General features: G+C 40.5%; 17 protein-coding genes. 1 reads left to right on the top strand and 16 read right to left on the bottom strand.

Translation table 11 applies throughout. The features are described 5' to 3' along the window. Positions 1-6 precede the first annotated feature (6 nt). The 10 genes from M3P19_RS12725 to cyoE form a co-directional block, all read right to left on the bottom strand. Positions 7-1,266 carry an ABC transporter permease gene (locus M3P19_RS12725; protein ID WP_249658062.1) on the bottom strand — a complete coding sequence of 420 codons (1,260 nt, stop codon included), beginning with the start codon at positions 1,264-1,266 and terminating at the stop codon, positions 7-9. 22 nt (positions 1,267-1,288) lie between these two features. Next, entirely contained in the window at positions 1,289-2,533 is a 1,245-nt protein-coding gene (locus M3P19_RS12720) for an ABC transporter permease (RefSeq protein ID WP_249658061.1), read from the bottom strand. A gap of 114 nt (positions 2,534-2,647) precedes the next feature. After that, positions 2,648-2,848, bottom strand: a complete 201-nt coding sequence (locus tag M3P19_RS12715) for a hypothetical protein (protein WP_417953931.1) — start codon at positions 2,846-2,848, stop codon at positions 2,648-2,650. Positions 2,849-2,915: 67 nt separating this feature from the next. Further along, complete coding sequence (locus M3P19_RS12710; RefSeq protein ID WP_249658469.1) at positions 2,916-3,455, bottom strand: DUF420 domain-containing protein; 540 nt, start codon at positions 3,453-3,455, stop codon at positions 2,916-2,918. Further along, positions 3,455-4,201 carry an SCO family protein gene (locus tag M3P19_RS12705; RefSeq protein WP_249658059.1) on the bottom strand — a complete coding sequence of 249 codons (747 nt, stop codon included), beginning with the start codon at positions 4,199-4,201 and terminating at the stop codon, positions 3,455-3,457. The genes M3P19_RS12710 and M3P19_RS12705 overlap by 1 nt, the downstream gene beginning before the upstream one ends. After that, positions 4,179-4,814 (bottom strand): hypothetical protein, encoded by a 636-nt coding sequence (locus M3P19_RS12700; RefSeq protein ID WP_249658058.1) that lies wholly within the window; start codon positions 4,812-4,814, stop codon positions 4,179-4,181. The genes M3P19_RS12705 and M3P19_RS12700 overlap by 23 nt, the downstream gene beginning before the upstream one ends. Positions 4,815-4,885: 71 nt before the next feature. After that, positions 4,886-5,269, bottom strand: a complete 384-nt coding sequence (locus tag M3P19_RS12695; protein ID WP_249658057.1) for a cytochrome C oxidase subunit IV family protein — start codon at positions 5,267-5,269, stop codon at positions 4,886-4,888. Between the two features lie 45 nt (positions 5,270-5,314). Continuing rightward, positions 5,315-6,289 carry a cytochrome c oxidase subunit 3 gene (locus M3P19_RS12690; RefSeq protein ID WP_249658056.1) on the bottom strand — a complete coding sequence of 325 codons (975 nt, stop codon included), beginning with the start codon at positions 6,287-6,289 and terminating at the stop codon, positions 5,315-5,317. A gap of 94 nt (positions 6,290-6,383) precedes the next feature. Then, the gene (locus tag M3P19_RS12685; protein ID WP_249658055.1) at positions 6,384-6,965 is read right to left on the bottom strand and encodes a cytochrome c oxidase subunit 3; all 582 of its coding nucleotides are present in this window, start codon (positions 6,963-6,965) and stop codon (positions 6,384-6,386) included. Between the two features lie 4 nt (positions 6,966-6,969). Next, positions 6,970-7,872: a heme o synthase gene (gene cyoE, locus M3P19_RS12680; RefSeq protein ID WP_249658054.1), complete on the bottom strand. Its 903-nt coding sequence runs from the start codon at positions 7,870-7,872 to the stop codon at positions 6,970-6,972. 126 nt (positions 7,873-7,998) lie between these two features. Between cyoE and M3P19_RS12675 the strand changes: the two genes are divergently transcribed. Beyond that, positions 7,999-8,886, top strand: a complete 888-nt coding sequence (locus M3P19_RS12675; RefSeq protein ID WP_249658053.1) for an MBL fold metallo-hydrolase — start codon at positions 7,999-8,001, stop codon at positions 8,884-8,886. Positions 8,887-8,960: 74 nt separating this feature from the next. On the opposite strand, the gene M3P19_RS12670 is transcribed toward M3P19_RS12675, so the two are convergent. The 6 genes from M3P19_RS12670 to M3P19_RS12645 all read right to left on the bottom strand — a co-directional run bounded on the left by M3P19_RS12670 (position 8,961) and on the right by M3P19_RS12645 (position 20,633). After that, the gene (locus tag M3P19_RS12670) at positions 8,961-9,665 is read right to left on the bottom strand and encodes an energy transducer TonB (RefSeq protein WP_249658052.1); all 705 of its coding nucleotides are present in this window, start codon (positions 9,663-9,665) and stop codon (positions 8,961-8,963) included. A 52-nt stretch (positions 9,666-9,717) separates the two neighbouring features. After that, positions 9,718-10,119: a VanZ family protein gene (locus M3P19_RS12665; RefSeq protein WP_249658051.1), complete on the bottom strand. Its 402-nt coding sequence runs from the start codon at positions 10,117-10,119 to the stop codon at positions 9,718-9,720. Next, on the bottom strand, positions 10,112-10,492 hold the full coding sequence (gcvH, locus tag M3P19_RS12660; protein ID WP_249658050.1) for a glycine cleavage system protein GcvH: 381 nt from the start codon (positions 10,490-10,492) through the stop codon (positions 10,112-10,114). The genes M3P19_RS12665 and gcvH overlap by 8 nt, the downstream gene beginning before the upstream one ends. Positions 10,493-10,603: 111 nt before the next feature. Further along, complete coding sequence (gene sov / locus M3P19_RS12655; RefSeq protein ID WP_249658049.1) at positions 10,604-17,725, bottom strand: T9SS outer membrane translocon Sov/SprA; 7,122 nt, start codon at positions 17,723-17,725, stop codon at positions 10,604-10,606. 5 nt (positions 17,726-17,730) lie between these two features. Beyond that, complete coding sequence (gene ruvA / locus M3P19_RS12650; RefSeq protein ID WP_249658048.1) at positions 17,731-18,312, bottom strand: Holliday junction branch migration protein RuvA; 582 nt, start codon at positions 18,310-18,312, stop codon at positions 17,731-17,733. Between the two features lie 20 nt (positions 18,313-18,332). After that, a complete protein-coding gene (locus tag M3P19_RS12645) occupies positions 18,333-20,633 on the bottom strand; it encodes an NADP-dependent malic enzyme (RefSeq protein WP_249658047.1) in 2,301 nt (766 codons plus the stop codon). Between the last annotated feature and the right edge of the window lie 5 nt (positions 20,634-20,638).

Genomic DNA, 20,638 nt, shown 5'->3' with positions numbered 1-20,638 from the left:
TTAGACTTATTCCGTTCTTAAGGCTTCTATGGGTCTTACCTTAATGGCACTATTGGCCGGTATAAAACCTGCAAGTAGCCCTGAAATTATTAAAATCATCATGGCCCCACTTACCACACTTACGCTTACACTAGGGTTTACGAACATGTCCACTGGACCAGTGTTGTCCAGTAGGGAATTAATACCGTAAATGACCAATGATCCAAATATAATTCCCGCCATCCCTGAAATAATGGTCAAGAAAATTGATTCCATAAGTATCTGTTTTTTTATGGACCAAGGTTGTTCGCCCAATGCACGGCGGATGCCAATTTCCTTGGTTCGCTCCTTAACAACAATGAGCATAATATTGCTCACACCAATGATTCCGGAGAGTAGCACCATAATTCCTACCAGATAGGCAATGGCCTTGAGCCCTACAAACAAACTTTCTACCCGATTAAATTGTTCGTAAAGATCAAAATGCCCAACAGCACGTTTATCTTCTGGGTGAATTTTATGTCGGGTCTTCATCACATCGATGATATTGTGTTTCAATTCGGAAATGGAACTTCCGTCATGGGCGGTAATTGCCATCCAACCTACATCTTCACCTCTATTAAATGCCTGGGAAAAGGCAGTAAAAGGCACATAAATCTCCTTTTGTGCTTCTTCACCATCACCGTCGTTGTTCTTTTTCTTGTAGGTGCCGATAACCATAAAATTCACACCTTGAATCTTAATATAACTTCCTAGCACTTCTTCGTCTTTGTCATACAACTCGGATTTTACGCCTTGCCCTATGACCGCTACTTTTCGTTTATCCTTTATATCATTATGATTGATAAACCTACCTGAGGTGACCGACATGGGATCCTGGTTTATGATTTCAGGATAATCACCATACACATTATAGGCACCTACCCGAATACCTCGTATTACATTACCACCACCACGAAAACCACCTAGCTGATTGCGTGGAGAGACAAAACGAAGATTGGGAACATTATCCCAAATGGCTTGTACATCACTTACTTTGAACTCAAAGCTGCGATCTTTTGGTAGTCCTTCATAAGGTTTGGTAGTCCTGCGTGTCCACATGAACATGGTATTGGTAGCGATATCCCCAAAATCCGCTCGGATGCCATTTTCAAATCCTTTGCCTGCAGCCAATAACACAATAAGAATGAAAATACCCCAGCACACACCAAATGCGGTTAGAATGGTTCTTCCCACGTTGCTGGTCAGTACTTCCAATATTTCTCGCCATCTATCCCTGTTGAACATTTTGTTAGCGTTTAATTGGTTGTTATTCGTCTCTCAAGGATTCTATTACTTGAACCCTTGTTGCCCGTAATGCCGGTACCAAACCTGCCAATGCACCTGCCACAACCAAAACCATTACTGTAGAAAAGGCAACATTGAAATTTACCGACGGGTTCTTCACATATTCAATTTGAACATGGGGTCCAACAAACTCCAATAGGGCCATACTAAATATAAGTCCGGCAAATCCTGAAATTGCAGTCACAAAAATGGATTCGTGAAGAATCATACCCACTATGGACCATGGCTTGGCCCCCAGTGCTTTCCGTATTCCAATTTCCCTTGTTCGTTCCTTGACAACAATGAGCATAATGTTACTCACGCCTACAACTCCGGCAATGATGGTACAACCACCCACGAACCAGAAGAACAATTTCATATTGTTGGTTATGCCATAGTAGCGCTTAGCTTCTTCCATCGCACTCCAAACACGAACACCAGATTCATCATCCGGAGCTACTTTATGTTCTTTTTTTAAGTATTCCCTGAGATTGTCTTTGAATTTAACGGCTTGTGCCACAGCTTCGTCAAAATTCTCAGCAGGAGGCAAGGTGTAGGACATCGTATCTAATCTGTCGTTACCATTAAAAACACGTTGTGCAGTAGATATTGGAATGTAAATTACTTCTTCTTCCCTTTCATTTTGCTCGTTAAACACTCCAATTATAGTAAAACGGATTCCAGAAATGTCTATGATTTCCCCGATTGGTGATTCCACATCCTTGAATACATCTTCCTTTATCTTTTTACCGATAACCGCCACTTTACCCAAAGACACTTCATCCTTATAATTGATAAAACGACCTTCTACGGTGGAAAAACCTTCAATGAATTGAAATTCTGGGGATACGCCTCGGATGCCATACACGAGGGATTCACTGCCGTAATTAATATTTACACTGCGAACAAAGACTCGGGGAGACTCATATTCAATATCTTCCTTGAACATTCTGCCTGCCATTTCGTAATCCGTATTCTTGAATTGGATTACCCTACCTGGATTAAGACCTTGGTAAGCTTTTGATGTAATCTCTGGCCATGCCCAAATACTGGTGGTAGCATCTTGTTTGAACTCGTGTTCAATGCCATTGCGCATGCCTTGGCCAAATCCCAATAAAATTACCAATATAAATATGCCCGAAGCCACGGATAGCCCGGTAAGGAAAGTTCGCAATTTGTTCTTGCGGATGGTGTCAAAAATTTCTTGCCACCTTTCGATGTCAAACATGATGGTCGGTGTTTGATGATTGATGAAATACGCTAGCGTATATCTAATTAGACAATCATCCCACAAAAATGTTACACTTTTGGCAAGAAAAAATGTTAATACCTTAAATTTTCTTTATCCTTTTAGCTTTTTGTATACGAAAAAGAAAAGTGCTCCCACTAAAATATATGGAATGGCCATTAGATAAACGATGCCATTATTTATTCCCTCAGCTGTGCTGCCATCAACATCACTTTCAACTACCGCCCTACACATTGCGCATTGCGCATCCGCAATTTGAGGCACACAAAGCAGCACCAAAAAAATCAAGAACACCCCAAAAGAACGGCCTTTGTTAGCAGTGGATCTTTTTGAGGTCAAAGAACTAAATATAGAGTTGCGATCAATGGACATAATATGGAGAAATCATTAAGTAAACCACCACGCCGGTTACAGCCACATACAACCAAATTGGGAAGGTGAACTTGGCCCATTTCCGATGCCCAGTGAAATCGCCCAAATATCCTTTGGAATAAGTTACCAGAACCAAAGGGATAACTGCTATGGACAAGGCAATATGGGTAATCAAAATAAAGAAATAGATGTATTGAACAACGCCGTCACCACCAAATTTAGTGCTATCAGACGTCATATGATAGGCCACGTACATAACCAGAAAAAGTGCGGAGAGCACAATGCAGGTCGTCATTAGTTTTTGATGCAAACCACGCTTGCCATTTTTGATGGCAATTACCGCCCAAACCAATAAAACAGCCGTTAACCCATTGATTGTGGCATAAATTGGAGGTAAAAAGGTCAAAGGTTTGGCATTAGGGACCTTGTAGCCAAATAAGAGCGCTACAACTACTGGTACCGCGATTGAAATAATCGTTATTAAATTCTTGAATCGTTTTTCCTTGGCTGCTATCACTTCATTTTCCATCATTCCTCCAATAGTAGTTTTTTGATATCTTCTTTTAGTATGGTTATTTGTTGTGCTTCTCCTTCTGCACTAACCCCTTGTTTTTCTGTAATGGTTCCCCTGTAGTAGATCAACGGGTTTCCAAACTCATCATTTCTGGAACGGATATTACCGTTCTTGTCAACTAATGCAAACATCCCAGAATGTTCAAAGCCCCCAGGGACGCTTTCATCCTCATTGGCTACAATATAAAATCCTTCTTGCGCCAAACTATATATTTTATCCCTATCTCCCGTCATTAAGTGCCAATCTGGGTCGGTTATGCCATATTTACCAGCGTACTTTTTAAGAATCTCCGGTGTGTCATATCTAGGGTTTATTGTAAAAGATGCTACACCAAATTCTGGGTAATCTTTAAAAGTATCTTGCAATTCCACCAAATTCTTTGTCATGATCGGACAAATGGTGGGGCAGGTGGAAAAAAAGAATTCCACTACATAAACTTTCCCCAAATAATCCGCATTGGTTACCACCGTACTATCCTGGTTTAAAAAGGAAAACTCAGGAACCTTTCGCTTTTGACCATTACTAATGACAAACCCAACCGAGGATTGACTATTGGGCAAAGTCATACGATCATTTTCAACTACTGTACCTTCCCCTACTCTTTTAGTGATTTCATAAACCGCAAAAATGCCAAATATTAAAATGATGGCTGACACCCAAACATAGGTGTACTTTTTCTTATTTGTTGCTCCTGTCGGCATTGTTCTTTTTTAAGGCGAGGCGATATTCAGCAAGGATAATCTTCACGTCATCCTCCATTTTATTATTCAATTCGGCAACAGAAATGGTGTTAAACCCGTATTTCACCCCTTCATCTTCATCATCTGTTCGCCCTCTTAGATTTTGTTCTTTATCAATAATAAAGACGTAAGGCGTACCTAAATCGGGATCAAGCTCCAAGCTAGTACCAAGACTGTTGAACAGACGTTTTATTTCCGTGGAGCTGCCATAGGTAAAATACCATTTATCTATTTCTGACAACTTGCCCAATTCCTTTTTTAAATCCTGCACCTTGGATTCTTGATCACTGGGTGCAACCATAACAATTTGGAAATCCTTGAATTTCCCAAAACGTTTGTAAATCTTCTGGTTGAGGTTGAAGGCATTCCCTTTTTTCAAATCGATGTTATTTCCCAGAAAACCTAATACGGTAATATGGTCTTTTAAACTAACATCGCCTTCAAAATGGGTGAGGTCTTGAACGGATTTGGTGAGTACTGGCAGTCTACCAAAATTGTTCACCCCTGAAGCGAAAAAAAGATAGGCCACTATTGGAAATACAAATAGGATTACTAATACAAAGCCCTTCTTCATAATTATTTTGCTGAGTGCAAAAATAAAAAAAGACGGTTAAGAAACCGCCTTTTAAATTCGTTAAACATGGATTAAAAATTCCAAGTCATATATCCTTCCTTGAAAACGGTATAAATATAATCCGCTTCAAAAAGCAGAATGAATATCAAATAGCATATCAAGAAAATTGGAGTCCATACAATTGCTCTACGCAAAGAACTTTTCTCATCGCGTAGGTGCATGAAATCCCATGCAATGTAATAGGCCTTAACTAATGTCAAAATGATGAAAATCCAGTTTAGGATTTTCATCCCAAGAAAGAAATTCCCGGTTAAAGCCGCAGGCTTATAAATACCCAAAATAACTTCAATAGCCGTTACTAAGGACAAGAATGCTAGTACACCCCATATTTTTTGAACATTGGATTTAAATTTCCAAAGGCCTCTAAATATTTCTAATTTATGATCGTGTGCCATGTGTTATATTTTGTGTCTTTCCTGTTAGATGGAAATTGATATCAATTAAACGAGATAGAAGAATGTAAATACAAATACCCAAACCAAATCTACAAAGTGCCAGTACAGCCCCACTTTTTCAACCATTTCATAGTGGCCCCTTCTTTCATAAGTTCCAATTATGATATTGAAAAAGATAATGATATTGATTACTACACCTGAGAATACGTGGAATCCGTGGAATCCAGTGATAAAAAAGAAGAAGTCAGCAAATAATCGACTACCATATTCATTATGGATAAGATTAGCCCCTTCAACAACCTGGGTAGCATCCATTAATTTGGCTAAAGAACCTTCACGATCCAATACCGTTTTTTCTCCTTCCTCATTAATTGTTTCTGTTCGAATCAGGATATCGGAATTGGCTTTGAAACCTTCTACAACTTCATTCAATGAGAATGAGGTTTGATAACCTTCATCCATATACCAAACTCCTTCACTTTTAAGGTGTTTTACTCGGTCTTCAGGTAAGGTAACTGCAAAATCCGCTAGAGCAGCTCTTTCTCCAGAATCAGCATGCACAAATTGAAGGATTCTACCACCCTTGGTTTCAACAGCTCCAAAATCACCTTTTATAAAAGTTGCCCATTCCCAAGCCTGAGAGCCTACGAAAATCGCACCACCGATAATGGTGGCGAACATGTACCAGATAACACGGTTCTTTTTCATTTTATGTCCTGCATCCACAGCCAATACCATGGTTACAGAAGACATGATGAGAATAAACGTCATGAAGGCTACATAAATCATCGGGTAATTCCCATGGAAGAATGGTACGTGGGTAAACACCTCATCGGCAATTGGCCAAGTTTCAATGAACTTGAACCTTGAAAAGCCATAAGACACCAAGAATCCAGAGAAGGTCAAGGCATCAGATACGATGAAAAACCACATCATCATTTTTCCGTAACTCGCATTTAGTGGACGATTTCCGCCTCCCCAAACGCTTTCTTCACTACCGGTTGCTACCGTTGTATCCATATATAAAAGGTCGTTTTAATAAAACTTTAGCAAAAATACATCTTTTGCTGTATTGAAAAAGACAAAGTTGAATGAAAACTGCTTCAAGTAAAATTTATTTCACGAAATACATGAAAAGTATGAGGTATACCCAAAGAAAATCCAAAAAATGCCAAAATGTTACTCCCAATTCCAAGCCCAACATATGACCTGGAAGGTATTTACCACGTAGTTGCTGAACCAAGACCACCAAAAGCGAAATTATTCCCGCCACAAGGTGCACAATATGTACGGCGGCAATCAAAAACACATAAGACATCTTAATGTTACTGGTAGGCCCTGTAAAGTAGTAACCGTTATCCAACATCTGTGAAAAACCAATGAACTGGAACACAATAAAGGTAATCCCAAGGCCCAAAGTGGTAATAAGCAGGATACTTGCCTTTTTTTGCGCATTTGTTGCAACAGCCTGTTTGGCCATGAAATAGGTAATACTGCTTAAAACAATTAAGACCGTACTGATGAAAAATGCCTGTGGCAAATCCAAATCACTGATCCAATCCTCGCGCTTACTGCTCACAATATAGGCACTGGTCCAACCAGCAAAACCCATAATCAAACTAACGATGCCAAACCATAGCATCATTTTTTTTGCCCTTCTGTTTTTTACTTCAATATCAACTTCGGTCAAATCCATAGTACTAACCAATAAACTTATCTAAAACGTAAATAATCTGAATCAATGAAATGTAGGTCACACTGGCCAACATCAGTTTCCTTGCTGCGGGATTGTCGCGTTTTTCATAGAGTTTGAAAGCGAAAACCAACATTACAAGTCCGGCAATCAGAACCAAAATCGCAGCAGGAATGGACAAATGCAATCTTCCTGTAAAACCAAAAACCGGCATGACGGAAATTACGATCATCCAAATGGTGTAAAGGATAATCTGAAGAATTGTCCCGGTATCCTTTTTACCCGTTGGCAACATCTTGAAGCCCCCTTTTTTATAATCTTCATCCAACATCCATCCTAAAGCCCAAAAATGTGGGAATTGCCAAAAAAATTGAATCATAAACAGTGTTCCGGGTTCAATTCCAAAATCATTGGTAGCAGCAACCCAACCCAACATAAAAGGTATGGCTCCTGGTATGGCACCAACAAAAACGGAAAGTGGTGTTATTGTCTTCAGTGGTGTGTACGCACTGGTATATAAAAAAATGGAAATAGCGCCGAACATGGCGGTTTTAGGACTTAAAATATATAAGGCCACCACCCCTAGGATGGTCATGGTCACCGCAATGGTCAAAGCCGTTTGAACCGTCATCCGTCCAGCGGGAATTGGGCGGTTCCGGGTACGCTTCATCAAAACATCCAAATCCTTTTCTATCACCTGATTATAGGCATTGGAAGCGCCAACCATGCAATAGCCGCCAAATGCCAATAGCAAGAGTGAAACCAAATCAATCTGATAGGCACCTAAAAAATATCCAGCAATAGATGAAAACACCACACTTACCGCCAATTTGGCCTTGGTGATTTCCTTGAAATCAGCGAACATCAAGGAAAAAGTAGTGTTTTTAACAGTACCCACAGCGGTTTTCATGCAAATTTTTATTGGCAGGCAAAGATAACGCCAGCCTATATCATTTCCAACCTATTGCTAGTCTTTGTGTTATTTTTGAAAATGGATTACGTCCAAGTCCATATATCAACCCTAAAAATCAATTCTATGCGTTTGCTTTTAGCCCTTGGCATTTTGTTCACTTCCATGGTCCAAGCCCAAAATGATGAAGTCGCCATAACGGTCGACACGCTATCCCAAAACGTTTATATGCTAACCGGAAGAGGTGGGAATATTGGCATTTACACAGGCGAGGAACATCTTTTTATGATCGATGATCAATTTGCACCACTTAGTGCGAAGCTAAAGCAAACCATAGCTACATTATCTGATAAACCCATTACGTACTTGATAAATACGCATATGCATGGAGATCATACAGGCGGTAATGCCAATTTCAATACTTCTGAGACCACCATTGTAGCTCAGGACCGCGTTCGTACCCGACTAGTGGATCGTGGACAAAAAAGGGTTGCGGATGCTAAAATGTCGCAATCCGATTATGAGAAAAGCCTACCTGAAATTACCCATTCCAATGGGATGACATTTTATGATGGTGATGAAACAATATTGTTAATGCACGTGCACAATGCCCATACTGATGGCGATACACAGATCTATTTTGTAAACGAAAATGTACTCCATATGGGCGACACCTATTTTGCAGGTAGATATCCCTTTATTGATCTTAACAGTGGCGGAAGTTTGGATGGCTATATTGAAGCGAGCAAGCACGCATTGTTGGTCATAAACGAGGACACCAAGATCATTCCTGGACATGGCAGACCTTCAAATAAAAAGGAATTGGAAGGTTTTGTTGCCATGCTGGAGGACATCCGTGGTTTAGTACAACACGAAATTGATGCTGGGAAAAGTCTTGAAGAGGTAAAGAACAATACCTCCTTGTTGGCAAAGTATGATGTGACCCACGGAAACGCCTATATCAATCCTGAAAAAATGCGCGAAACGGCTTATCGAAGTCTTGCAGACAAATAGAATACCAAAAAAAGCCCTGACGTTTCCATCAGGGCTTTTTCATTCCTGCCTCAACAGGAATCCTAAGTTTTCTATTACTGAAGCTTAAAGGTAATTGGAATACTAAATGGAACTTTTACAGCTCTACCTCTTTGCTTACCAGGAGTCATTTTAGGTAACTTCTGGATAATACGCATTGCTTCTTTCTCCAAGTTTTTATCTGGACCACGCATTCTAATGTTACCGATGCTTCCATCTTTCTGGATAACAAAGATTACGTTTACCCTTCCTTGAACACCCATTTCCTGAGCAATTTCAGGGTAACGGAAATTCTTACGGATATGCTTCTGCATCATATCCTGGAAACATTGTTTTTTATTGCTTGATCCTTCACAACCAGGAAATACAGGTACGTCCTCAATTACAGCAAAAGGAACTGAAATGTCTTCATCAATCTCTTCAACCTCAACTTCCTCAACTTCCATTACCTCTTCTTCCTGACTGGTTTCGGTAGATTCGATTACAGTTTCTTCAACTTCTTCTTCATCTTCTACTACTTCGATTACTTCAGGAGCTGCTGGTGGTGGAGGTGGTGGAGGTGTCTTGATCTGCTCCGTCATCGGAACTTCCTCGTCCAACTGATCTTCAATATTCATGGAAATGTCATAATCGTTTGCCTTATCATATTTTTTCCACTCCATGGCTCCGTAAACCAACCCCAAAACAGCGGCCAACCCTATTACAAAATAGAGTGAACTGTTTTTTCCTACATCTGCTTTTGGATTCTTTTTTAGTTCCATCGTTCTGAATTTAGTGTTTGCTAATTTAATTATTAATTGATGAAATAAACAATTAAAATTTCCATTTTAACGGCCTTTCTTTAGAAAAATACCATTTAATTAAGAGAACTCCTGCGAATGCCCCCAAGGTATTCGCTATAACATCCCCGGTTTCGGCCATACGGTCCTGGGTAAATGTATTTTGTAGAACCTCAATTATTATACCATATAATATAGCCGCAATAAGACTGAATCTTATTCCATTCTTCATTGCAATTTTCCAATTACTTCTTTCCCGAATCATAAGACAGGCAGCAATGGCAAAGACAAAATAAAACACAAAATGGGCAGCTTTGTCCAAATGTGGAATTTCATCTGTGTCCGGCCCAACATCTGGAAAAGAAAATAAGCTGAGAAATGTTATCAACATTACCCAGCCTATAAAAAGTATGGTAAATATATATTTTTTAAGCACCAATCAATGCTTTGTAATCTTCATCGCTCATTAAGTCATCAATTTCTGATGCATCGCTGATCTTGATTTTGATCATCCAACCTTCACCGTAAGGATCAGAATTGACTTTTTCTGGCTCATCTTCTAGCGCTTCATTAAATTCAACGATCTCACCGCTCAAAGGTAAAAATAAGTCAGAAACGGTCTTAACGGCTTCAACAGTACCGAAAACTTCTTCCCTATCCAATGTTTCATCCAAAGTCTCAACTTCCACATAAACAATATCGCCAAGTTCTCCCTGGGCAAAATCGGTAATTCCAACGGTGGCAACATCCCCGTCAATTTTAATCCATTCGTGGTCTTTGGTGTACTTTAATTCTGCTGGTATGTTCATTGTCTATTTGATTTAGTCAGATGACAAATGTAACGGATCAGCTTTTGCTTTTCAAGAATTATTTACAACATTAATAAATGGTTGGAAAAATGATTCCCAAGACGCTAAACATTAGTTTCCGAAATTGTAACGCAAGGTGAACCCAGCATTGATTGTGGTCTGTGGAAATGCTGTGGATACGGCGAATTTGGAAAAGGAATGATCATAGAAGAACAGGGCGTTCAAACTCTTGCTCAAGGCATAGTCAGCAGTGAACTTCAATGACGCCAATTTCTGTCCTGATGTAATCTGATTGTTATCTATGTCCAAATTCCTGATAATGGTGATATTGTCACGCAACGAGAGATCTGCCTTTAGATTCAAGTCACCCTTCAAGCGCGTTCGCTCTCCACCAATATTGGTTACAAACTTCACATCTTTGAATCGATAACCCAAGCCTAAAGTATATTCCTTACCGTTGATTTCCGTCATCAAATTATTGTCGAAACTCAAAGTCAACACCCTATCTGTTCGCACCTCTGCCAAAAGACTGAAGGAATTCTTCATTTCAAAATCAACACGAATCAATGGATTAAACTGATCCGTCAACACCACATTATTAATAATGTTTTCCGGCAACAGGTCTTCCGTTTCTGGATCAAACTGATTGTTTTGACGCTCTAAATTACTTTGGATGGAGTTGACACTGTAAGATGCTCTATACCCATGAGTCAATGAAAAACGCTTGAACTTCTTTTTAAACCAACGATTTTTCATCAAACCGGTATATTTTACATTCCAGTTTGGTATTGGGATTTCGCGGTAAACATCCAAGTTCACTCTATTTACATCTTGTCCCGTATATGCTGCAAAGAAGGCAGGTAATAGAACCTCCTGCTGGGTTTTGCCATAGCGCTGCGGAAAACCGTCTTCATCAAGTGGTCCAGGATCCTGCCCACGATCCGAAACCAACCTATTGGCAATGGTAATTCGGTTCGCTTTGAATTGCTCAAAGGTTTTGGAATCGAACTCATCACTCTTGTTGAAAATAGTTCCGATCATAACCGTTGAAATACTAAAATTGCTCAGCTCGTTCACCAAACCATTCTGCTCATTGATCCATTCTTCAGGACTGTAGTTTTCTTGTAAACTTCTTGTAAGCAAACGATCAGCGGTAAGGTCAATTGTCAAATCTTGTGTGGGCTGGGCCGTTGCCGTTATGTTCAATTGGCGATTGGTATTCTGCATGAACTGCGAATTGAACTCTGGGAATGTTGTCAACCAGCCATTCCGGGCAGCTTCATAACGCACATCCGCTTGACTACCGAAAACAAAGCCCAAGCTTGGTCTTGCTGTTCCAATAAATCCGATGGACTGGGTATATCCAGGCAAAACGGTTCCACTATTTCTACTGTAGTTGACATTTACACGTTTCACCATGGTCAATACATCAACCAACGTATTGAAGCCTTTACCCGTTTTCTTTAAAGGTTTTTGATCTTCGTCACCGGATGCTGGATTTCCTGCCTTATCTCTACGTTGTTGTGCCTGCGCAGCTGTGACCTTGCCATCTCGTTTCTTGAGTCCGATATAGTCGTAAAAGCGCTGCATGCCGAGGTTGGCCGTCAAGTTATGGGTACTGGCATTTTGAACCGTATTGATGTTCTCACCTGCAACTTCCAACAACGCGTCACCACCGCGTTGCCAATCAAAATTACTGGTGTAACTGTATTGAGCGTTGATAAAATTCAAGAATGGGAATTTATCAAATGGCAATTCATAATTCAATTGCATGTTCTGCTGATGCCTATTTGGCTCTCCAATATCGAAGAAACCGTCCCATAGATCTAAAGTTTCATTGATGCCTGAATCTGGATCGTCATCTAAATTGAAATAATTTCTAACAATGTTGTTATTGGAAGCGGTCAAATTCAACCGCAAGGATTTTGTAATGCTGTAGTTAAGCGTGTATTGCCAGTTGAACAAGTAGTTGCGCTGTTGTAATAATGGTAATTCCAAAGCATCAACCCCTGGCTCCAACACATCACGGAAGCGTTGTTGGTTGAATGCGCGATTGTAATTCGCGTTTACCGAAACACTTGTAGGCAATAAATTGAAATTCAAGTCTTTTAACCATTGCCAGTATTTCCCAGTCAATAAGGAATCATTTTTGGCAAACGGAGCAACAGGTGCAGGTTTAAAATTATGATTGTACACAAATCCTGTGGTCACATTTTGATCCCGTAAATCAGCTACTTCAAAATCCCTGTGGTTGGTTTCATTGTAGGAATAGTTAAACGTGAAATTTTCTACGTCGAAGAAATTTTCCTTTGCCTCTGGCCCCCTATTTTTCCGCACACCAATCAAGTTGATGCTTCTTCGTTTGGTATAATCTTCTGCTTGTTCTTTAATTGTTTCTGCTTCTTCTTGTGTAGTAGCGGCGGCAATTCGATCATCCAACTTAAGATCATCGTAAACCGGGTCAAATTCTGGTGTAATCAGCGTTTCGGAAATCCCATAATTGAATGGAATCTGGATTCCCCATTGCTTTGGCAGCAATTGTCCCACATTTACATTGGTCACAACATCATAGGAAATGGCATCTTCACGTGAGCGTTCATTTGGCATTTGATCAATGGAACCAAAACCTGAGGTACTTTTGCTTCCTGTGGCAGTAACATTTGCAAAATCGGCCATGTTAGCATCTAATGCAGCTATTGCCGCCCAACCGCCATTATTGTCCAATCCGGCCAAACGTAATTCATTGAACCACACCTCACCTCTTGCAGGCAGATCATCAATATTCTTAACCCCCACCATCATACCACGGATACTACCTAAAGATGGATTACCACGTATTCCAATACGTAGCGTACCCAAGGTTCTTGGCGCAAATTCATCTACCAAAACAGCCTCACCATCCACAATTTCATAAAAATTGATTTGGTTCAAAGATTGTTCTGCTATACCGCGTGATTTCACTTTGTTCAAATCACTAAGTGCAATATCTATTTCATTTACTTCTGGCCAGATTTCCTCAGCAGATGTAGCATTGAAGGGAGTAAATTGAAGCGGAAGTTCTATTTGATAAAAATTCTCTGAGAAATCTGTACCTATCCTTAAAAAACCAACCAATGGGGTATCGTCATCTGAATAATCCCCATTTAGGATTTTTTCGGCGTGCATGAACATTTTAATACGCTCATATTGCCTCACATCAATGTTTACATTTTTAAACACCCCTCTAGAATCCCGTGATTCCAAATTCTCCACTACAAAAGAAAGCGATTGCTCATTTTGTCTTATAATGGTGTTGTTATTGTTCAATTGCTCACGAACCACCCCAGGAGGCAAAACATACGGGATAGGCTGACGACCAAAGTTCTCTTCAATGTTCACTGTGTTCACATCTGTAATGGTTCCATCATCCGAAGGATCATTGTCCACATCGGGCTGCAATGAATTGGTGTAACTCCTCCAATCTCCGCGAACCAAATCCAAGGTAGCAAAACGAAGCACCATATCATCTTGGAATCCTGTCATGTACATCCGCATAAAACTAATGGATCGGAAATCCGTAATTCCACCTACAGCATCTGTGAAATCGCTCAAAGGAATTTTATACTGAATCCATCTTCTGTTCAATTGTGTGCCGTTTGGAAGATCAGGGGTAAGACCTTCTCGAATATCCGTTACATATTGGTCATTGATAGCAGTGTTGGGTCTAATTTGGATGCGATACTCATAATAGCTGTTTACCGTGTTCATGGTCAAATCGCGATCAATATCTTCTACATCAGGTAAAGTTGTTGACCCTCGATTTGTATTGGTTACGGCCACAGGCGAGTTACCGTCAGGGTTATTAAAGTCAAAATATCGCTCTAAAATTCCACCTTCCCTGTTCAAGTAGTATTGATAATTGTCCAAAGCGGGATCTTCCGCCGGTCCATTGTAAATAGCAGCTTCCTCGGTATCATCGAAACCATCAAAACCAACATCCTGAAGCGCTCTATTATTTTCATCAGCATCAAAAGCATAAACCAGCGATTGGGTGGATGGTACTTGACCCCAAATTGTCGACCTTGGAATTTCGTTATTGGTGCTTGCAGGTAACCCGTTTTCGTATTGCTTTCTACCATCCTTAAGAATGTCCTCGGATATATTTCCCAAATTGATAACCAATTCACCCGAGTTGGCTCCAATAGCTTGCCCATCCACATAAGGATCAAGCACCCAAAACTGAACAAACTCCACGTTGGACTGCTCAAAATTGGTACTACTCAATGGTCTCATGATACCGGCCCATTTGTCTTGGGGTACTTCTGCATCAAAATTTGGGTTGGCATTGTAGGGACCTTTTGCATTTGGATAGTACACCATGTCCAACGTACCCTGAACCTGTGTTTGCCCTTGGGCGATATCTGTTTCTGTAAAAACCTCATTGATAAACACCCTCCGGGTTTCATTCAAGGAAATATCATTATCTGATATTCCTGATGGTCTTTGGTTGGTATAAAATATAGGGTCGATGGTATACCAGGCCATTTTTGCACGCTCATAACCCACATCAATATCGGTTCTGTCCTGCAAGAATTCCACTGGTGGACTCGCCAAAGTCCATCCCAAACTGGAACGTATATCGATTAACGCCTGCGCACCTTCAAAATCATCCAAATAGGTCGTTGTCTCTCCTTGGAAATCCGCATTCTTGGGTGAATTTGGTTTTAGGAATGCCACCTCTCCACGCAAGGAAAGATTAGAGGGTACATCGGTATCTATGTTCGGTAATTTGTTCGCTAAACGCGTCAAGAAAGGCAATTCGGTACTGAAATTACCATTCAATCCAAAAATAGTGTTGTTCACAGGTTCTACCCCAAAATTGGATTTTTGGGTCAAGGGTCGCTCATTTAAATTGAGAATGGTCCCACCCAAAACAAAATTTTCATTGAATTGATGCTCAACATTTACGCCCGTGAATCTTCGTGTCTGTTGCCCAAATACTGCATTATTTTCAACAGATATATTGATCGGTGTATTGGATGCCGCCAAACTAGGGTCTAAGATTTGAACCGTACCGGCTTGATAATTCACTGTATAATCAATTCCTTCTTGCAATTGTCGCCCTCCAGCTGTTACCCGTACAGAACCCCTTGGAACATTGAAAGCTCCAATTGGGATTCCATTATTTCCTTCAGATTTATAGCGTCCTTTTATTTGGAATCTATTTTTTTCTGCATCCTGAAGTGAAGCTGCCTTGGTTTTGGCATACATATTTCGGAAGACATAGCGTTGCTGGTTGGGGTTATACCCTTGGTCGTTTTCTACATCATATGTACCTCCACCTAATTGATCAAATAAGAATTCACCGAAAGGTTCCACCTTGGTGAAAATGATACGACCACTTTGGGTATCCACAGTAATTCCGGGTACATAGTCGAAGAAACCATCACCGCCGGGCTGTACATCATTATAAATATTCAAGCGGTCCAAGTTAAATACATCAATAAGAATTCTTTCTTCCAATCCTGTTGGCCAACCTTGGTTAGGGTCAACTGGGGTAATGTAATTTCTTGGGGTAGGGTCCGAATAGAGAATATTTAGCTTAAAATCTTCCTGACTTAATTGAAAAGCACCAGTTGCATAGATGTTCTTCATCATCAAATCCCAAATAGGATCGTCCACGTTGGTGATGTTACTTTTCAGCAACTTTAGGATCAACGTATTGTTCTCAATAATTGGATTAACGCCTCCTGAAACTGTTGTTGCATCAACACCTCCATTTGCAAATTCACCAACCTGGAACACCTGATCTCCGATGGTATACTGGAAAGCAACGCCCAAAACCTCATCATTGCTCAATCTTTGGTTCAAGGAAATATACCCTAACTGCGTATCGAACTGGTAATCCCGTCCTTGTTCCAATTTTCGGGCATTTTCCAAAATTGCATAATCAAATCCTTGATTCACTTGATATCCTGGAATGTTGAATCCTTGCTCTACGGTTGCGATATCTCGAATGGCATCGGTAAGTGCTCCGGTTCCAATTTGGTTTGGATCAAAATCGTTAGCGCCGTTTTGTGGTGGCGCGTTGTTGCCAAACACATTGAAGAAACCGGCAGGGGCACCACCGGCTAAACCTATTCGTGTTTTCGGATTTCCATCCTGATTCAATTCTCCTTCTCCCAAATCTTGGATAGCCACCACGTTCCTAACATTCAAAGTCTGCTGGTTTCTATTGGTCACCCAAACTTCAAGACGGGTTATTTGGACTTCACTCCGGATAAAGGGGTAATTTTCCAAGGCTCGGTCATAATTATCTCTAAAATATTGTGCTAGGAAGAAGTGTTTGTCTTCGTCATAATCCAAGGCTGTCAGGGCAAATTCATTAAGCGTTCCACCTCCTTGCGCCACAACAGTATTGTTTTGTGATCGCTGTTCTGAGAAGACAGCTGTTACGGTGGTTTTTCCAAATTGCAATTGGGTCTTTACTCCAAATAGACTCTGAGCACCTGTAATCAAGGAACTGTTTAGTGGCATGTTTACATTACCAACCTCAATTTTTCTTAGAATATCATCTTCAGTTGGCGTGTAATCCAACTTTACCAAGTTCTGGAAATCAAAAGTAGCCTCTGTATCGTAGTTGGCCGTTACTTGTAAACGTTCACCTACTTTACCTAAAAGACTTAAACTTATACGCTGATCAAAATCAAATGAAAGGTTGGTCCTGTTCCTTGGCGATAAGGCTGGGTTATCATTTTTTTGCCATAAGATTCCCAAATCCATAGCTACAGAACCTTGGGGTATTACTTCAATGGTATTTCCACCAAAAATGGATTCAAAAAAGCTACTGTTCACATAAAAATTGGGCAATAGGTTTTTACGGGCTTCCTCGCTTCCTTCTTTTTTTCCGGTAAAAGCATCAATCTTTTCCTTGAAATAGGATTTCATTTGCTCTTTACGCACTAACTCAAAGTATTGATCTGGCGTTAATATTATCGGATAGGAAACATTAAAATCCCCAATACTTTCGGTGTATATGTATCGGTCAGTTTTTGGATCGTAGGAGTACTTGGCAATAATGCTATCTGGATTTTCCAATATCAATCTACCTAGTGCAACTCCCGTTTTCACGGAATCTTGCGCTTGCTCGGTAGTTTCCTGGCCCCAAGAATTGGCGGCGATTAGAAAACAGATAAAAAAGAAAAAGTACCTAAATCTTATCGATTTAAGTATCGGTTTTGCCCCTCTTTTCAAACTAGTTACAAATTTTTCAGCGCTCGTTTAATAATGTCCTCAACGCTTAAAGTAGTGTCCTCGGCCAGTACCTTGTCCACAACCTTTTCTGACTGCCTACGGACAAAACCGAGAACCTCTAAAGCAGATAACGCTTCTTCTTTGCTAGTATTGTTTGATTGAAGGGAAACTTCACCCATATCATAGACTTTTAAAATCTTGTCTTTTAAATCCAAAATGACACGCTGGGCAGTTTTAGCTCCTATCCCCTTGATTGCCTGTATGGAAGGGACATCTCCATTGGCAATTGCATCCCGAACTTGGGTCGGTGATAAAGACGATAACATTGTTCTTGCCGTGCTAGATCCAATGCCCGAAACTGATATTAAAAGTCGAAAAATCTCCCGTTCGGCTTTTTCCACAAAGCCGAATAGGGTATGTGAATCCTCTTTCACCTGTAGATGGGTGAAAAGTCTTATGTTTTCCTCATCCTTCAACAAGGAAAACGTATGTAGTGAAATGTTCAGAAAATAGCCAACACCATTGCATTCTACAATTACATAGGTTGGGTTCTTTTCAACAAGTTTTCCTGAAAGATGGGTAATCATGGTTTTACTTTTCTGCTAAGTTACTCTTCAGCATGCATATGCGCCAATCTTCGTTTCTCTCTTTCTTGGGCATCAATAACAGCTACAGCAGCCATATTCACCATTTCATCAACACTGGCACCCAATTGTAAAATATGAGCTGATCTTCTTAAACCAACCATTATTGGCCCTATTGATTCCGCATTATGGAGTCCTTTCAATAATTTATAGGTGATATTGGCAGAATCCAAATTTGGGAAAATCAATGTATTGGTCTTTTTACCCGCTAATTTGGAAAATGGGAAATTGTTATGACATAAATCCTGATCTAGGGCAAAATCCGTTTGAATCTCACCATCTACGACCAAATCGGGATTGGTTTCATGTAATATTCGGACAGCCTCCCTTACCTTTTGCGCATTAGGATGACTGGAAGACCCATAATTTGCATAGGACAACAAGGCCATTACTGGATTAAATCCGAAGGTATTGGCCACATTTGCGGTCATCTGGGCAATTTCCGCCAATTCTTCTGCATTTGGATCTACATTTATGGACGTATCTGCCAAAAACAAAGGTCCACGGTCAGTAATCATAATGTTTACGGTTGAAGCATTGGTCACACCTTTAGCCCTGCCCAAAACCTCAAAAACAGGCTTCAATACTTTAGGGTATGCTCTGGAATAGCCAGAAATCATGCCATCGGCATCACCTTCCAACAGCATCATGGAACCGAAATAATTTCGTTTCCCCATGTTTATCCGAGCACTATATTGCGTTTCACCTTTTCTTTTTCGGGATTCCCATAGTTTCATTGCATACCTGGTACGCACTTCACTGGCTTCTTCTGATCTTGGGTCTATAATTTCAACTTCCGCATCAAAATCCAAATCCTTTTTAAGACCTTCAATAATCTCACGATTACCTAAAAGAATAGGAATGGCAATTCCCTCTTCATAAACAATTTGTGCAGCCTTCATCACATCCAATAATTCGGCTTCGGCAAACACAATACGTTTTGGATTGATTCGAGCTCTATTATGCATCAAACGAACCACTTTATTATCGTTACCAGAGCGTTGGTATAATTCTTCCTCATACCTTGCCCAATCTTTTATGGGTGACTTTGCCACTCCACTATCCATGGCCGCTTTTGCAACAGCTGGTGGAATTTTTGTAATCAATCTTGGATCAAATGGTTTTGGGATGATATAATCCTTCCCAAAGGTCAAACGAGTGGCGTCATAGGCAATATTGACCTGTTCTGGAACTGGCTCACGGGCTAAATCTGCCAACGCCCTCACCGCAGCCATTTTCATTTCTTCATTGATCTTTGTAGCACGAACGTCCAAAGCTCCCCTAAAAATAAATGGAAATCCCAAAACATTATTCACCTGATTTGGATGGTCTGAACGACCGGTCGCCATGATGATATCCTTTCTGGTTTGGCAAGCCAAATTATATTCTATTTCAGGGTCTGGATTGGCCATGGCAAAGACAATAGGGTTTTTGGCCATGGATTCCAGCATTTGGGGTGTCATGATATTGGCGATGGAAAGGCCAATAAAAACATCGGCATCCTTGAGCGCTTCGTCCAAGGTGTCAATTTTGCGATCTGTAGCAAATTCCAATTTCTCCTTGGTCAAATTGGCGCGGTCACTTCGTATTACCCCCTTGCTGTCAAGCATGGCAATATTTTCAGCCTTGGCACCAAATGCCTTATATAAACGTGTGCAAGATACTGCAGCCGCTCCTGCCCCACTTACCACGATCTTCACCTCATCAATCTTTTTACCTGTTATTTCCAAGGCATTTAGCAAGGCAGCAGCGGAGATGATAGCAGTTCCATGCTGGTCATCATGCATTACAGGAATATCCAGCTCTTCCTTTAACCGTCTTTCAATTTCAAAGGCTTCCGGCGCTTTGATATCCTCTAAATTTATCCCTCCAAAAGTTGGTGCAATCGTTTTTACGGTTTCAATGAACTTTTCAACATCTTCCGTATCCAATTCAATGTCAATCCCATCGATATCAGCAAAAATCTTGAAGAGCAAACTCTTTCCTTCCATTACTGGTTTGGAAGCTTCTGGACCAATATTACCTAAGCCCAAAACCGCAGTTCCGTTTGAGATTACGGCAACTATATTTCCTTTTGCCGTGTATCTGTAAACGTCCTCCTTGTTCTTTTCAATCTCTAAGCAAGGTTCTGCCACTCCTGGGGAATAAGCCAATGCCAAATCGCGTTGTGTAGCATAAGGTTTGGTGGGTACAACTTTTATCTTACCGGGCTGTGGTTTAGCATGATATAGTAATGCTTCCTTTCGCTGTTTATCTTTGCTCATACCTG

The sequence above is a fragment of the Flagellimonas spongiicola genome, assembly GCF_023502425.1.
GTDB classification, from domain to species: domain Bacteria; phylum Bacteroidota; class Bacteroidia; order Flavobacteriales; family Flavobacteriaceae; genus Flagellimonas; species Flagellimonas spongiicola.
This window is presented reverse-complemented; position numbering and strand designations above follow the sequence as displayed.

Bases quoted from the DNA above. Each gene is read 5' to 3' on its own strand.
- M3P19_RS12725 (WP_249658062.1), bottom strand. From the start codon at position 1,266: ATGTTCAACAGGGATAGATGGCGAGAAATATTGGAAGTACTGACCAGC.
- M3P19_RS12720 (WP_249658061.1), bottom strand. From the start codon at position 2,533: ATGTTTGACATCGAAAGGTGGCAAGAAATTTTTGACACCATCCGCAAG.
- M3P19_RS12710 (WP_249658469.1), bottom strand. From the start codon at position 3,455: ATGGAAAATGAAGTGATAGCAGCCAAGGAAAAACGATTCAAGAATTTA.
- M3P19_RS12705 (WP_249658059.1), bottom strand. From the start codon at position 4,201: ATGCCGACAGGAGCAACAAATAAGAAAAAGTACACCTATGTTTGGGTG.
- M3P19_RS12700 (WP_249658058.1), bottom strand. From the start codon at position 4,814: ATGAAGAAGGGCTTTGTATTAGTAATCCTATTTGTATTTCCAATAGTG.
- M3P19_RS12695 (WP_249658057.1), bottom strand. From the start codon at position 5,269: ATGGCACACGATCATAAATTAGAAATATTTAGAGGCCTTTGGAAATTT.
- M3P19_RS12690 (WP_249658056.1), bottom strand. From the start codon at position 6,289: ATGGATACAACGGTAGCAACCGGTAGTGAAGAAAGCGTTTGGGGAGGC.
- M3P19_RS12685 (WP_249658055.1), bottom strand. From the start codon at position 6,965: ATGGATTTGACCGAAGTTGATATTGAAGTAAAAAACAGAAGGGCAAAA.
- cyoE (WP_249658054.1), bottom strand. From the start codon at position 7,872: ATGAAAACCGCTGTGGGTACTGTTAAAAACACTACTTTTTCCTTGATG.
- M3P19_RS12675 (WP_249658053.1), top strand. From the start codon at position 7,999: ATGCGTTTGCTTTTAGCCCTTGGCATTTTGTTCACTTCCATGGTCCAA.
- M3P19_RS12670 (WP_249658052.1), bottom strand. From the start codon at position 9,665: ATGGAACTAAAAAAGAATCCAAAAGCAGATGTAGGAAAAAACAGTTCA.
- gcvH (WP_249658050.1), bottom strand. From the start codon at position 10,492: ATGAACATACCAGCAGAATTAAAGTACACCAAAGACCACGAATGGATT.
- ruvA (WP_249658048.1), bottom strand. From the start codon at position 18,312: ATGATTACCCATCTTTCAGGAAAACTTGTTGAAAAGAACCCAACCTAT.
- M3P19_RS12645 (WP_249658047.1), bottom strand. From the start codon at position 20,633: ATGAGCAAAGATAAACAGCGAAAGGAAGCATTACTATATCATGCTAAA.